Here is a 13,261-nt window from a genome sequence, read left to right on the forward strand (position 1 = left end):
GTGACAGATCGCGTGAACCACCAATCCACTCGTGAGGATGCTAATCGCGCTTACTTTCAGGCTCTGGCCAATTCGCGCGGATCCCTGCGTCAACTCGCTGCATTGTCGATCCTGAATATCGTCCTGCTAGGTATCTTGAGCTACTTCTTCAACCCACCGGGCGGCGTCCGAGGCCACGAAGCGCTGTGGTTCTTCCGCGACGTGAATCTAGTGCTCATCGGATTGAGCGTCGTTGTATTGATCCTGTCCGTGTTCAGGAGCCTGTTGTTCCGGTTCCAGGCGATGTTCTCGATCGTGATGGCGTTCGGTGCGCTCGTGATGGTTTACAGCGTCTGCCTGCTTACCCTCCCCATGGTGACGTTCATCGACAGTAACGAGGACGAGTACCGTGCAGAGGTATTCATCGTCAGCTGCGTCGTGGCATCGGCGATTGTGGTGAGCGCGACTGCGGTCCACGTGATTCGGCTGCGACGCCGTTTGCGCGCGGGCCATTCGGAGAAACGCACGATCGGCAACTATTTGGCCGTGTCCAAATCCAGGCGATCGAAGATCTTATGGATCACGTTCGGTGTGATCGCGGTGGTGCCGAACCTGTTGACATCGGGCCAGTACCTGACCAATGCTCTCGGAGCAATCGGGCTGATCTTCTTCGCGTGTGTGCTGCCGAGTCTTCCGGTGGAGTTTTCGTATCTCGCGTATCTGAAGTTGAAGGATCGCGTCTATTGGGAGGTGCGTCCCCCGAGGATGCCGGCGCAGGAGCGGCGCAGGCTGACGCGGAAGGTCGTTCTCTGGCTGGTGGGGATCGTGGTGGCGATAGCCGCGTTCTGGGTCCTGGCCAAATACCTGCGCTTTTAGGCGATGAAGAAGAGTGACGGAAGGAAGGTCGCGAGTGGAGTTGAGCCGTCGCGAGTTGAGTTTGAACAATGTCGTCAGTTTGAGAATGGATCTTCGCCACGGCGATGAGTTGCTGGAGATCATCGACGACACCGTCGATGACTTCCGGCGCGCGCTGGTGAGCAATGGCTATTACACGACAGGCCCGATGGTCTTTCGCGGGCTCCCCGATTCGCGTGAGTTCACGATCATGACGACTCTGGGCAACCGCGTGAACCTCGTGGGAGCCGAGGGGACCGGTTTCGAGTTTCGCGAGCGGATCGATCTCGACACGAAGTTCTTCTACAGGCACGTCGACGTCGAGGAGCCTGTGCCGTACGCAGAGATCGCCGAAGCCGTAACCGCAGCGGGATTCCGAGTCGAGACCATTTATCACGTCATCCTCGACGTCTACGGCGACACGATGCTGGACCTCTACGTCGAAGCGGAGAAGCCGTGATGGAGGAGGCCCCTCAGCAACGAGTGGCATTCGGAGAGAGGCTGGCCTACCAGAACGTGGTGAGTTCTCGTGAGACGTTTCACTTCAGCGAGCTGGCCGCGCGGTTCGAGGAGTTCGCGTCGGCGATTGCGAAGAGGGGATACGACCCGCAGGGTCCCTTCTTCTACAGTCTGAACAACGTACCCCTGGACGAGGTTGTCGATATCGAGATGTTCCTCCCCATTCGGCAGGGCACGTTCGATGACGAACCCGGGCTGTTCTTCCATTCGTACTTCGAGATGTCCCCTCTGTTGCACGGGGTGGTGGGCGGCGATTTCGAGAACCGGACCGAACAGGTCTACGCGCAGCTTCTCGGGATCCTGGACGCGAACGGTCTGGTGATCAACTCACCCTTCGTGCACGTCGTGCATCGCGACGCCTCGCCGTCCGTATCCGTGTATGTGGGGTACTCCCAGCCGAACGACTGAACGAGTCCGTATCACTCTCAGACGTGCGGCCCGGTCCTAGTCGCACCGGTCTGGCTGTCGAGGTATGCCGGCGCAATGTCGCCGCCAGGGCCCAACGCCCTGCGCAGCCGGACGACCTTGTTGTGCGCGGCCGATTCTCTTGCGGCCCGGGCCAGCCCAGCCGGCATCCCTCGAAGAAACCGACACACCCTCTTCGGAATACCGATGCAGTACGTCGCTTTCCTGCTGGCTGCCTTCGGGGTGTGGTGCCTCATGCAATCAGCGCTTTGTGACCGAGGTGAAGACTATGGATGACTCGCGACCGAGCATCTGCAGCTCACCCCTGAACCAGAGTCACCTCGAGGTCAGGCCTTCTTCCGCTTCCGGAACGCGGTGCCGAGCGCCGTCGCGAGCGTGCCGGCGACCAGTCCTCCTGCGAAGACGATCAACCACTTCAGGTCCAGAAGTCCGGCGGGGTCGGCGTCGCTTGACCCGGTCGTCCGCTCGCCCGTGACGTTCTTCGCGTCGATCGGGGCGGAGAAGAAGGCGTAGATGTTGCCGGTGTCGACGCCCGGTGTTCTCGTGTTTGCGAAGACGGTGGCGAAGTTCGCGTAGTAGGCCTGGTTCTCCGCGAGGCCGTTGGTCCCCGAGGACAGCAGCTTGTTCACCCCGTTGAGCACCCTCTCGGCGCCCGTGGACGTGCTGGTCGAGTTCTGGAGGAGCGCCTCGAATTGGCTGGAGTTGTCGGGGACCGTCGTTGAGGCGGTGGTGAGCCTGGCGCTGGTCTCCGTGGACTGCGTGATGAACGCGGTGATGTCGTTGGTCAGTTGATCGCTGGTGTCGACGTACACCCCGGAGGCGTCTGGCGCGTACGCGCTCCAGTCCTGGACTTCGAGGGAGTTGACCGCGTTGGGCGTCAGGGCGGCGTTCGTGACGGTGTTGAGCATGTCCGCGTACCAGCCGTCCAGGTTCGCCAGCTCGGGTTCGAACAGGGGCGCCGGTGCGGTGCTCGGGTCGAGGGAGTCCCGGATGGCCTCCAGTGCGACGATCTCGTCGTGCAGGAGTTGGAGGATCACCGGGTGGACGGGCGCGGTGGGTTGTGCCGGCTCCAGGGGCACAGCCGGAACCGATGGGGCGTCGCGCCCAGCCGGGGGCGTCGGCTGCGCCGAAGGATCCAACAGATACTCGACGACCCGCAGACCGGTGATCCTCTGGTCGAGGCTGTCGACGATGCCGGCGAGGGAGAGCGCGTGGCCGTCGGAGAACTGTGCGATCGCCTGCCGGAGCTCGGCGACCCGGTGCTGCAGGGGCAGGGGAGCGGCGCCGTCCGGGTTCAGGCAGGCCTCAGGTGCGTCGGCCGCGTCGGGGCCGCTCAGCCTGCACAGCATCCCGGTCCTGAACCGATCGAACTGGTCGCCGTAGAAATCGCGGTCGGACTCGGCCTGGTCGGCGATTCCCCTGTTGCTGTTGTCGGCGTTGATCCCTGCGATCTCCTGCTGCCGGTCGGCGTACGCCTCGATCCCCGGCAGCTGGCCTGTGAGGGCTTCGCTGTTGCTGGCGAGCAGGTCAATCACCGATGTCGCGTAGGCCTTCTGCGCTTCGATGGTCGCGGCGTTGACGTCCTTCAGGCCGGACGCGCTCGCGATGAGGCTCTCGAAATTCGGCATGGTGGTCGAGAACGGCTCCTGCACGTCCGACGCGAGGGCGGCGATGAGCGCCTTCTGGATGCCGAGTGTGGCGCTCATCTGCCCGTCGGCCTGGGCGATGTTGTCGGCGAGCGAGGCGTAGTACATGGTGACGACGCCCTGGTTGAAGTCGTGCACGATGCCGCGGATCCTGCTCTCCAGCAGCCGGTCCGCACTGTCGTCCGGCTGGTGCCGGAGCCGGAACTCGACCGTCGCCTTGGTCGGGCTGGTCTCCTGGAGCGTCAGGATGTCGTGTGTGAACGACCGGGGGATGTACAGGACGGCGTCGACCGATCCGTCCTTGTAGGCCTTCTCTGCGACGGGCCGGGAGACCACCGTCCAGTTGTACTCGGAATCCTTCGAGATGCGGTCGACGAAGGAGGCGCCGAACGCGTACTCCTGATCGTTGAACGCGGCGGCGAGGTCTTCGTTCACCAACCCCACGGTCGGCCGGAAATCGCCGACGCGGTGCGCGGCGTCGTCGTTCAGGATCAGGAAGCCGGCGACCAGCGCCGCCAGCAGCACGGGCACGGACACGATTCGGACGAGCTTCGCTCTGCGTCTTCCCGGTGACCGCCCCGCCATGTGCACCTCTCCCCACGAGATCGCCGTCTGATCGGTCCATCATAATGCGTCTGACATCCGAGAACAGATATCCGGCAAGAAGGAGCGGAAGACAGAACCGCCGAGCACGCGATCGATTCGCGTGCTCGGCGGTGTGCGTCGAGAGAGGGAGGCCTCAGCCGGCCAGTTCCGGAGCCCAGTCGCCCGTGGCGAGGTACTGGACCTTCTTGGCGATGGAGACCGCGTGGTCGGCGAAGCGCTCGTGGTAGCGGCTCGCGAGCGTCGCATCCACGGTGTCCACGGCCTGGCCCTTCCAGGTCTCGCCGAGCACCTTGTCGAACACGCTGGCGTGCAGCTCGTCGATGTCGTCGTCGTCGTTGCGGATCTCGTCTGCGAGGCGGATGTCCTGGCTGCGCAGCAGCTCGGCGAGCTTCTCGGCGATCTGCACGTCGAGGCGGCCCATCTCGGCGAACGTCGAGCGGAGGCTCTTCGGCACCACCTTGTCCGGGAAGCGGTAGCGGGCGAGCTGGGCGATGTGCTCGGCCATGTCGCCCATCCGCTCCAGCGAGGCGCTGATGCGCAGGGCGCTGACGACGATGCGGAGGTCGCGGGCGACCGGCTGCTGACGGGCGAGGATCTGGATGGAGAGCTCGTCCAGGAGCACCGTGAGCTCGTCGATGCGGTGGTCGTTGGCGATCACCTCTTCGGCGAGGGACACGTCCGACTCGTTGAACGCCTCCGTGGCGCTGCGGATCGAGCGGACGACAAGCTCGGCGATCTCGACCAGACGGTCCTGAACGTCGGCCAGCTCCTGCTGGAAAACTTCGCGCATGGGATGAGGTCCTTCCTGGGCGTGCGCGGGCACGCGGGATACAGGGGTCGGATGACCCCGTTCAGCATGGTCGCTTCGGGAGGTTAACGGATGGTGCCGTAGGGCTGAACACTGTCTAACGTACCCGCGAAAACACGCGGCGCAGAGCCGCATCGGTCACGGCGCGCCTCCCGGCATCACCTACGCTTCAACTATGGACTCCGCCTGGTTGGTGCTGCTCTCGCTCGGCCTGGGGCTGGCCGTCGGCGCGGGGTTCGTCTGGATCCTCCACATCGCCGCGCGCCGCGGGGACCACGCCGCCGCGGTCTCCAATCCGGCCGTCCCCGACGGCGTCGACCAGGTGCTCGACGCGATGGAGTCGGCCGGCATCGTGATCGACCCGTCCAACAACGTCATCAAGGCGTCCCCGGGCGCACACGCGATCGGGCTGGTGTGGAACGGCGCGCTCGTCCACCCGCACCTCGTCGAGCTGGTCGACCGCGTGCGCCGCACCGGCGAGCCGGTCACCGAGGAATGCGAGCTCGCGCGCGGACCGTTCGGCGACGCCAACATCCACCTGAGCGTGCGGGTCGCACGGCTCGGGTCCCGGTACATCCTGCTGCTGGCGGAGGACCGCACCGAGTCGTTCCGGCTTGAGTCGGTGCGCCGTGACTTCGTGGCGAACATCAGCCACGAGCTGAAGACCCCGATCGGCGCGGTCGGCCTCCTCGCCGAGGCGCTGGACGACGCCTCCGACGACCCGGAGCAGGTGCGCCGGTTCGCGCTGCGGCTGAGCGAGGAGGCCTCCCGCCTCGCCCGCATCACCCAGGACATCATCGAGCTGAGCCGCCTCCAGGCCGCCGACGCGCTGGGGGACGCCGAGCAGCTGTCGGCGAAGAAGGTCGTCCGCGCCGCCATCGACCAGAACAAGGTCGCGGCCGAGTCGCGCCAGATCGAGATCGCGATGCGCGGCGAGAAGGACGCCATCGTGCTCGGCAATGAGGCGCTGCTGGTGACCGCCGTGCACAACCTCATCTCGAACGCGATCCAGTACTCGCCGGAGGACTCCCGCATCGGCATCGGCGTGCGCACGGTCGACGGCGTCGTGGAGATCGCGGTCACCGACCAGGGCGAGGGCATCCCGGAGGAGGATCTCGACCGCGTCTTCGAGCGCTTCTTCCGGGTGGACCAGGCCCGCTCCCGCAACACCGGGGGCACCGGGCTCGGCCTCTCGATCGTCAAGCACGCCGTGCAGAACCACGGCGGGGAGGTCCGGGTCTGGTCGCAGCCGGGCCGAGGCTCCACCTTCACCATCCGGCTGCCCGAGGCCGCCACCGTCCGTCCCCCGATTGGAGAGAACCTGTGACAGCGATCCTGCTCGTCGAGGATGAGGCCGCGCTCAGCGAGCCGCTCGCGTACCTGCTCAAGCGCGAAGGCTACGAGGTGGCGGTCGCCGAAGACGGCCCGACGGCCCTCGCGGAGTTCGACCGCGCCGGCGCCGACCTGGTGCTGCTCGACCTGATGCTCCCCGGCATCCCCGGCACCGAGGTCTGCCGCGAGATCCGCACGCGCTCCAACGTGCCGATCATCATGCTGACCGCCAAGGACTCCGAGGTGGACATCGTGGTCGGCCTCGAGCTCGGCGCGGACGACTACGTCACCAAGCCGTACTCCTCGCGGGAGCTGCTGGCCCGCATCCGCGCCGTGCTGCGCCGCCGGGTGGACGAGGCCGAGCTGGAGGATGACGGCATCCTGGAGGCCGGAACGGTCCGCATGGACGTCGACCGGCACACGGTCGCGGTCAAGGGCGACGAGATCTCCATGCCGCTGAAGGAATTCGAGCTGCTGGAGCTGCTGCTCCGCAACGCCGGGCGCGTGCTCACGCGCGGTCAGCTGATCGACCGGGTGTGGGGGAGCGACTACTTCGGCGACACCAAGACGCTCGACGTGCACATCAAGCGCATCCGCTCGCGCATCGAGGAGAGCCCGTCCGACCCGCAGATGCTGGTCACGGTGCGCGGGCTCGGGTACCGCTTCAACGCCTGACGGCGGTTGCTCCGACGCGACGAAGCCGCCCTCGCGCATCGCGAGGGCGGCTTCCGTGTGTCCGGGTCGCGCCGGCGTCAGCCCTGCGCGGGCAGGATGGTCGGCGGCACGAGGTCCTTGTAGTCCGGGAGGCCTCCGTCGAGGACCGGGACCTGCAGCTTCACGCCGGTCTCGTCGCCGTACTGGAAGTAGACGTCGTAGTTGCTGCCGGGCAGCGCGTCGAACGGGGTGAGGAAGACGTTGCTGGAGGACGCCTTGTCGGGCTGGGCGCCGACCTTCTTGACCTGGCCCGGCTCGACGGTGACGTACGCGGCGCTGCCGGAGCCGGCCGACGTGATGGCGACGCGGTGGCTCTTGCTGTCGGTGTTCACCAGGCTGACCACCAGGTTGCCGACCTTGCCGCCGACGCCGTCGGTGACGATGAAGGCGTTGCGCACGTCGATCTGCCCGACGTTGCCGCTGACTCCGTCGCTCGCGTCGTAGTGCTTCGTGGTGGCCTGCGGTGCGATGAATCCGCACCCGGCTGTGCCGGCTGCGACCGCCAGGGCGAGGACGATGGACGCCGCGACGCGAGCTTTCACTGGATGATCCTCCGAATCGTTCCGCTCGACGGCGCGCTGATGCCGTGTGACGAAGCGGTTTGAGCACGAGTTTACCGTATGCCGACAGGGCTCCCCGGCCTCCCAGGAGGCGCAGGGGCGAACCTTAGCATGTGCCTCGTGTGGTATCCTATTCGTTGCTGAAGGGACAACATATCTATGCTTTTCGAGGTTGGCGAAACCGTCGTTTACCCCCATCACGGTGCTGCAACGATCACCGAGGTCAAGAAAAGAATCATCAAGGGTGAAGAGAAGCTGTACCTCAAGCTCAACGTGACTCAGGGCGATCTGACCATCGAGGTCCCCGCTGAGAACGTGGATCTCGTGGGTGTGCGCGACGTCATCGGCAAGGAGGGCCTCGACCGCGTGTTCGAGGTGCTGCGCGCCCCGTTCACCGAGGAGCCGACCAACTGGTCCCGCCGCTACAAGGCCAACCTGGAGAAGCTGGCGTCGGGCGACGTCATCAAGGTGTCCGAGGTCGTCCGCGACCTGTGGCGCCGCGACCAGGACCGCGGCCTGTCCGCCGGTGAGAAGCGCATGCTGGCCAAGGCCCGGCAGATCCTCATCTCGGAGCTCGCCCTCGCGGAGAAGACCGACGACGAGAAGGCCTCCAGCCTCCTCGACGAGGTGCTCGCCTCCTAACCCGCGATTCACCTGCTTTCGGAAGGCCCGCGACTTCGGTCGCGGGCCTTCCGGCGTTCCTGGGGCGGCAGGGTCGGCCCGGGTAGTCTCGTGACGTGAACAGCAACACTGGACCGCGCGTGGCGGTCGTCGTCGTCGCCGCCGGCTCGGGCACGCGCCTGGGGGCCGAGGTGCCGAAGGCGTTCGTGGAGCTCGACGGGAAGACGCTCCTGGAGCGGTCGCTGCATACCGTGCGCGGCATGCGGTCGCCGGCCGCTCCTGTGCTCGTCGTGCCCGCGGACCGCGTCGCCGAGGCTGCGGCGGTCGCGCAGCGTGTGTTCGGCCGCTCTGTCGAGGTGGTCGCGGGCGGTGTCACCCGCCAGCAGTCCGTCGCAGCCGGGCTTGCGGTGATCACTGACGACGTCGAGGTGGTCCTCGTCCACGACGCGGCCCGTGCGCTCGCGCCCTCCGCACTGTTCGACGCGGTGGTGGACGCCGTGATCGAGACGGGGCACGGGGTCATCCCCGGCCTCCCGGTCAGCGACACCATCAAGCGCGTCCATGGCGACGGCTCGGTCCACGAGACCGTGGACCGCTCGACGCTGGCCGCCGTCCAGACGCCGCAGGGGTTCCCGCGCGACCAGCTGCTCGCTGCGTACGCCGCCGCGACCACCGACGAGACCGACGACGCCGGCCTGGTCGCCGCGGCCGGGCACCGGGTGACGGTGCTGCCCGGTGCGACGGAGGCGTTCAAGATCACCACGCCGTGGGACCTGCAGCGCGCGCGCGACCTGGTCGCGCCCTCCGCCGTTCCCCGGATCGGCTTCGGGACGGACACGCACGCCTTCGATCCGTCCGCCGAGCTCTGGCTGGCCGGCCTGCACTGGCCCGACGAGCCGGGGCTGTCGGGCCACAGCGACGGGGACGCGGCGTGCCACGCGATCGTCGACGCCCTGCTCGGGGCCGCCGGCCTCGGGGACATCGGCGGCGTGTTCGGTACGGGCGACCCGCGGTTCGCGGGCGCGCACGGCGAGGTGTTCCTCGCGGAGGCGCGCCGGCTGGTGGAGGAGGCGGGCTACCGGATCGGCAACGTGTCGGTGCAGCTCATCGGGCAGCGCCCGAAGTTCTCGCCGCGGCGGGTGGAGGCGGAGCAGCTGCTGTCGGGGATCCTCGGAGCTCCGGTGTCGCTCGCGGCGACGACGACCGACGGTCTGGGCTTCACCGGGCGCGGGGAGGGCATCGCCGTCTTCGCGACCGCGCTGCTGCTCCCGCGCTAGGCGCGCGCCCGCGCTAGGCGCGCGGGCGCGCGGTTCTTCGCCGCACCAGGGCTGCCTCTCCCACCGCGCAGGGCGCCTCGCTGCTCTCAGTCGGCGGGCGCGAGCGGCCTCCACACGTCCGCGCCCGGGTCCCCGCCGCTCGCGGCGACGGCCAGCCGCGGGAGGAAGTGCGCCCAGCCGGCGCGATGGCCGGCGACGCGCGGCTCGGGGAGGCCGGCGTGGTGCACCTGCACGCGCGTCCCCGTCGCGATCGGCGTCAACGTGAACGTGACGGTCGATGCGCCGGGTGGGAGGTCGGGGCTGCCGGCCACACCCCAGCTGACGACCACGCGGTGCGGCTCGTCGACCTCCAGGAACCGCCCGCGGATCGGGCTGCCGGCGATGTCGGCGGTGAACTCGCCGCCCGGCCGCGGGTCGAGCACCGCGTGCTGGCCCATCCACGCGGTCAGGCCTTCCGGCGTGACGAGATAGGCGAAGACGGTGTCCGGCGACGCCGCGATGTCGACCGATGACCGGTGTTCAGGCATCCGGGGTCTCCTCACGGCTCTCGACGGCCGCCTTCAGCGCGGCCAGGCGGCTCGGCCAGAAGTCGTCGAGGTAGGAGCGGACGGCGGCGAGGCCGTCGTCGTCCACGACGAAGAGGTGCCGGGTGCCCTCGCGGCTCGCGGAGACCAGGCCGGCGCGACGGAGGACCCCGAGGTGGTGGGAGGTGGTCTGCTGCGAGAGGCCGAGCCCGGAGGCGAGCCGGCCGACGGGCGTCGGGCCGTCGCGGAGCGCGGCGAGGATGGCGCGCCTGTTCGCGTCCGCGAGGGCGGTGAGCGCGGCGTCCAGGGACTGGTCGGCGGGGTCGTGGGCGCTGGAGTCGGTGGCGGTCTGCGGCATGAGTCTCCTGTCGGATTCAGGCTAGCACAAATGATGGTTTGTACTTATCCTGACTTGTGGAAGGGAGAGGACATGACCGAGACAGCGAACGCGGCCATCGCACGCGAGTACATCGAGGCCGTCGGCGCCCATGAGCTGGAGACGGTCGACCGGTTGCTGGCCGATGGGCTCGCCGCGCGCTTCGCGGGAGGGACGATCGGGAAACGGGAGTGGATGGCTGCGCTCGAGCGGCTGCTGCCCGCGCTCGTGCGCAACGACGTGCGGGAGGTCTTCGCGGACGGGGACCGCGCCTGCGTCGTCTACGACTTCGTGACCGACACCGCGGCGGGCGCGGTGCCGTGCGTCGAGCTGGTGTCGGTGCGCGACGGGAGGATCACCGAGATCGAGCTGATCTTCGACCGGGTCGCGTTCGCTCCGGTCAACGAGGCGCTCGCGGCGCGCGCCGCGACCTGACGTCCTCCACAGCCGCGCCGCTGGACTGACTTCTCCACCTCTTCGGTCATCGATCGCTCGGCGGATGCCGCGACCCGTAGGCTTGTGCCGTGACTCTGCGACTCTTCGACACGAAGGCCGGCGCCCTGCGCGACTTCGTCCCCCTGCGCCCGGGTGCGGTGGGCATGTATGTCTGCGGGCCGACGGTGCAGTCGTCTCCGCACATCGGGCATCTGCGGTCGGCCCTGGTGTACGACCAGCTGCGGCGCTGGCTCGCGTACCGCGGGCTGGACGTGACGCTGGTGCGCAACGTCACCGACATCGACGACAAGATCCTCGTCAACGCGCTGGCAGCCCAGTCGCAGGGCGGCTCGGAGGAGTGGTGGGCGCTCGCCTACCGATTCGAGCTGGAGTTCACGGCCGGTTACACGGCGCTCGGCGTCCAGCCGCCCACCTACGAGCCGCGCGCGACCGCCAGCATCCCGCAGATGCAGGAGCTGATCGGCCGCCTCATCGAGCGCGGGCACGCCTACGCCGCCGAGGACGGCTCGGGCGACGTCTACTTCGACGTCACGAGCTGGCCGTCCTACGGCGAGCTGACCCGGCAGAGCATCGACAACATGGAGGCCGCGGCCGACGCCGACCCGCGGGCCAAGCGCGACCCCCGCGACTTCGCCCTGTGGAAGGGACGCAAGGCCGAGGAGCCCGCGTCGGCGTCGTTCCCGTCGCCGTGGGGCGACGGCCGGCCGGGCTGGCACATCGAGTGCTCCGCGATGTCGCGCCGCTATCTCGGGCCGCAGTTCGACATCCACGGCGGCGGCCTCGACCTGCGTTTCCCCCACCACGAGAACGAGCTGGCTCAGTCGACGGCCGCGGGCGACGCCTTCGCGTCGTACTGGGTGCACAACGGACTCGTGCACGTCAACGGGCAGAAGATGAGCAAGTCGCTCGGCAACTCGGTCTACGCCGCCGATCTGCTCGGCGCCGCCCGTCCGCTGGTCGTGCGCTACTACCTCGGGTCGGCGCACTACCGGTCGACCATCGACTACCACGACGGCTCGCTCAGCGAGGCGGAGGCAGCACTCGACCGCATCGCCGGCTTCTTCGAACGCGTCGACCGGCGGCTCGCCGGCACGCGGTTCGCCGGCAGCGGCGTGGAGGTCGTGCCCGGCGCGTTCGCGGAGGCGATGGACGACGACCTCGCCGTCCCGCAGGCGCTCGCCGTGCTGCACGACACCGTTCGCTCAGGAAACGCGGCGCTGGATGCGGAAGACTTGGAGGCGGCCGCGGCCGCGCGCGGCCACGTCCTCGCGATGACCGAGGTGCTCGGCATCAACCCGCTCTCGCCGCACTGGCGCACCGCCGGTTCGAGCGCCGCCGAGCACGCGCTCGGCACGCTCATCGGCCGCCTGCTCGAAGACCGCCAGGAGGCGCGCCAGGCGCGCGACTTCGCGGCAGCAGACCGCATCCGCGACGAGTTGACCGCCGCGGGTATCAGTATCGAAGACACCCCGTCGGGGTCGCATTGGAGTATCGAAGCATGAAGAACTCGGGTGGCAAGCCCCGCGCCGGGGCCGTGAGGAAGAGCAAGAAGGGCGCCCAGGTCGGCACCGGCGGCCACGGCCGCAAAGCGCTCGAGGGCCGCGGACCGACGCCGAAGGCGGAGGATCGCGAGTACCACGTCGCGTACAAGAACAAGCAGCTGCGCGAACGCGCCGCGGCCAAGGCCGAGCAGCGCGGCGGTCGCGACGGCGCCCCGCGCGGTGCGTCCGGCGCCGCCCGCCGGGCGAAGAGCGGTGACGAGAGCGAGATCGTCACCGGCCGCAACTCCGTGCTGGAGGCACTGCGCGCGGCGATCCCGGCGTCCACGCTCTACATCGCGGCACGGGTCGAGATGGACGACCGGATGAAGGAGATCCTCTCCATCGCCACCGGCCGCGCCATCCCGGTGCTGGAGGTAATGCGCCCCGAGCTCGACCGGCTCGCCGGCCGCGACGCCGTGCACCAGGGGGTCGCGCTCAAGGTGCCGCCGTACGAGTACGCCCACCCGGGTGAGCTGCTCGACCTCACCCTGCGCAAGGGCCAGACCCCGCTCTTCGTCGCGCTCGACGGGATCACCGACCCGCGCAATCTGGGCGCGATCATCCGCTCGACCGCCGCGTTCGGCGGCCAGGGCGTCATCGTCCCGCAGCGCCGCTCGGTCGGGATGACGGCTTCGGCCTGGAAGACCTCCGCGGGCGCCGCGGCACGCACCCCCGTCGCGATGGCCTCCAACCTGACCGCGACGCTCAAGGAGTTCAAGAAGGCGGGCGTGTTCGTGCTGGGACTCGACGGCGACGGCGACACGTCGCTGCCCGGGCTCTCGTTCGCCGACCGCCCGGTCGTGATCGTGGTCGGCAGCGAGGGCAAGGGCCTGTCGCGTCTCGTCACCGAGACCTGCGACGCGGTCGTGTCCATCCCGATCTCCGCCTCGACCGAGTCCCTCAACGCCGGAATCGCGGCGAGCGTCACGCTCTACGAGATCTCGAAGCTGCGGGCCGAGGGGAAGAGCGCGAAGCGCTGACG

General features: G+C 68.4%; 15 protein-coding genes. 10 read left to right on the forward strand and 5 right to left on the reverse strand.

Annotated elements, in window-relative coordinates:
- From F1C12_RS20435 to F1C12_RS20445, 3 genes are read left to right on the forward strand one after another with little or no spacing between them, the layout of a single operon-like run.
- Nucleotides 1-855, forward strand: coding sequence for a hypothetical protein (locus F1C12_RS20435; protein ID WP_258046037.1), 855 nt, complete (start codon nt 1-3; stop codon nt 853-855).
- Between the two features lie 34 nt (nt 856-889).
- Complete coding sequence (locus tag F1C12_RS20440; RefSeq protein WP_258046038.1) at nt 890-1,333, forward strand: hypothetical protein; 444 nt, start codon at nt 890-892, stop codon at nt 1,331-1,333.
- Nucleotides 1,333-1,800 carry a DUF5085 family protein gene (locus F1C12_RS20445; protein ID WP_185276640.1) on the forward strand — a complete coding sequence of 156 codons (468 nt, stop codon included), beginning with the start codon at nt 1,333-1,335 and terminating at the stop codon, nt 1,798-1,800. Before F1C12_RS20440 ends, F1C12_RS20445 begins: the two co-directional genes overlap by 1 nt.
- A 344-nt stretch (nt 1,801-2,144) precedes the next feature.
- On the opposite strand, the gene F1C12_RS20450 is transcribed toward F1C12_RS20445, so the two are convergent.
- Nucleotides 2,145-3,995 carry a hypothetical protein gene (locus F1C12_RS20450; protein WP_185276641.1) on the reverse strand — a complete coding sequence of 617 codons (1,851 nt, stop codon included), beginning with the start codon at nt 3,993-3,995 and terminating at the stop codon, nt 2,145-2,147.
- Nucleotides 3,996-4,203: 208 nt separating this feature from the next.
- Nucleotides 4,204-4,860 (reverse strand): phosphate signaling complex protein PhoU, encoded by a 657-nt coding sequence (gene phoU / locus F1C12_RS20455; protein WP_185276642.1) that lies wholly within the window; start codon nt 4,858-4,860, stop codon nt 4,204-4,206.
- Nucleotides 4,861-5,053: 193 nt separating this feature from the next.
- On the opposite strand from phoU, the gene F1C12_RS20460 reads away from it, so the two are divergent.
- Complete coding sequence (locus F1C12_RS20460) at nt 5,054-6,205, forward strand: sensor histidine kinase (RefSeq protein ID WP_185276643.1); 1,152 nt, start codon at nt 5,054-5,056, stop codon at nt 6,203-6,205.
- Nucleotides 6,202-6,885: a response regulator transcription factor gene (locus F1C12_RS20465; protein ID WP_185276644.1), complete on the forward strand. Its 684-nt coding sequence runs from the start codon at nt 6,202-6,204 to the stop codon at nt 6,883-6,885. The genes F1C12_RS20460 and F1C12_RS20465 overlap by 4 nt, the downstream gene beginning before the upstream one ends.
- 77 nt (nt 6,886-6,962) lie before the next feature.
- On the opposite strand, the gene F1C12_RS20470 is transcribed toward F1C12_RS20465, so the two are convergent.
- Nucleotides 6,963-7,466, reverse strand: coding sequence for a hypothetical protein (locus F1C12_RS20470; RefSeq protein WP_185276645.1), 504 nt, complete (start codon nt 7,464-7,466; stop codon nt 6,963-6,965).
- Between the two features lie 177 nt (nt 7,467-7,643).
- Between F1C12_RS20470 and F1C12_RS20475 the strand changes: the two genes are divergently transcribed.
- Together F1C12_RS20475 and ispD are read left to right on the forward strand one after the other, a co-directional pair.
- Complete coding sequence (locus tag F1C12_RS20475) at nt 7,644-8,126, forward strand: CarD family transcriptional regulator (protein WP_021763858.1); 483 nt, start codon at nt 7,644-7,646, stop codon at nt 8,124-8,126.
- A 95-nt stretch (nt 8,127-8,221) separates the two neighbouring features.
- Nucleotides 8,222-9,382, forward strand: a complete 1,161-nt coding sequence (gene ispD / locus F1C12_RS20480) for a 2-C-methyl-D-erythritol 4-phosphate cytidylyltransferase (RefSeq protein ID WP_185276646.1) — start codon at nt 8,222-8,224, stop codon at nt 9,380-9,382.
- Between the two features lie 86 nt (nt 9,383-9,468).
- Here ispD and F1C12_RS20485 read toward each other — a convergent pair whose 3' ends face one another.
- Together F1C12_RS20485 and F1C12_RS20490 are read right to left on the reverse strand one after the other, a co-directional pair.
- On the reverse strand, nt 9,469-9,909 hold the full coding sequence (locus tag F1C12_RS20485) for an SRPBCC family protein (RefSeq protein ID WP_185276647.1): 441 nt from the start codon (nt 9,907-9,909) through the stop codon (nt 9,469-9,471).
- On the reverse strand, nt 9,902-10,264 hold the full coding sequence (locus tag F1C12_RS20490; RefSeq protein ID WP_185276648.1) for an ArsR/SmtB family transcription factor: 363 nt from the start codon (nt 10,262-10,264) through the stop codon (nt 9,902-9,904). The genes F1C12_RS20485 and F1C12_RS20490 overlap by 8 nt, the downstream gene beginning before the upstream one ends.
- Before the next feature lie 72 nt (nt 10,265-10,336).
- Between F1C12_RS20490 and F1C12_RS20495 the strand changes: the two genes are divergently transcribed.
- The 3 genes from F1C12_RS20495 to rlmB all read left to right on the forward strand — a co-directional run bounded on the left by F1C12_RS20495 (nt 10,337) and on the right by rlmB (nt 13,259).
- Nucleotides 10,337-10,717, forward strand: a complete 381-nt coding sequence (locus F1C12_RS20495) for a nuclear transport factor 2 family protein (protein WP_185276649.1) — start codon at nt 10,337-10,339, stop codon at nt 10,715-10,717.
- An 89-nt stretch (nt 10,718-10,806) separates the two neighbouring features.
- The gene (cysS, locus tag F1C12_RS20500; RefSeq protein WP_185276650.1) at nt 10,807-12,240 is read left to right on the forward strand and encodes a cysteine--tRNA ligase; all 1,434 of its coding nucleotides are present in this window, start codon (nt 10,807-10,809) and stop codon (nt 12,238-12,240) included.
- Complete coding sequence (gene rlmB, locus F1C12_RS20505; protein ID WP_185276651.1) at nt 12,237-13,259, forward strand: 23S rRNA (guanosine(2251)-2'-O)-methyltransferase RlmB; 1,023 nt, start codon at nt 12,237-12,239, stop codon at nt 13,257-13,259. Before cysS ends, rlmB begins: the two co-directional genes overlap by 4 nt.
- Nucleotides 13,260-13,261 lie beyond the last annotated feature (2 nt).

Source organism: Leifsonia shinshuensis, assembly GCF_014217625.1.
Lineage (GTDB): Bacteria > Actinomycetota > Actinomycetes > Actinomycetales > Microbacteriaceae > Leifsonia > Leifsonia shinshuensis_A.

Excerpts from the sequence above, each read along its gene's own strand:
- F1C12_RS20475 (WP_021763858.1), top strand. The coding sequence starts at position 7,644 with ATGCTTTTCGAGGTTGGCGAAACCGTCGTTTACCCCCATCACGGTGCT.
- F1C12_RS20485 (WP_185276647.1), bottom strand. The coding sequence starts at position 9,909 with ATGCCTGAACACCGGTCATCGGTCGACATCGCGGCGTCGCCGGACACC.
- F1C12_RS20495 (WP_185276649.1), top strand. The coding sequence starts at position 10,337 with ATGACCGAGACAGCGAACGCGGCCATCGCACGCGAGTACATCGAGGCC.
- F1C12_RS20460 (WP_185276643.1), top strand. The coding sequence starts at position 5,054 with ATGGACTCCGCCTGGTTGGTGCTGCTCTCGCTCGGCCTGGGGCTGGCC.
- F1C12_RS20445 (WP_185276640.1), top strand. The coding sequence starts at position 1,333 with ATGGAGGAGGCCCCTCAGCAACGAGTGGCATTCGGAGAGAGGCTGGCC.
- rlmB (WP_185276651.1), top strand. The coding sequence starts at position 12,237 with ATGAAGAACTCGGGTGGCAAGCCCCGCGCCGGGGCCGTGAGGAAGAGC.
- F1C12_RS20490 (WP_185276648.1), bottom strand. The coding sequence starts at position 10,264 with ATGCCGCAGACCGCCACCGACTCCAGCGCCCACGACCCCGCCGACCAG.
- phoU (WP_185276642.1), bottom strand. The coding sequence starts at position 4,860 with ATGCGCGAAGTTTTCCAGCAGGAGCTGGCCGACGTTCAGGACCGTCTG.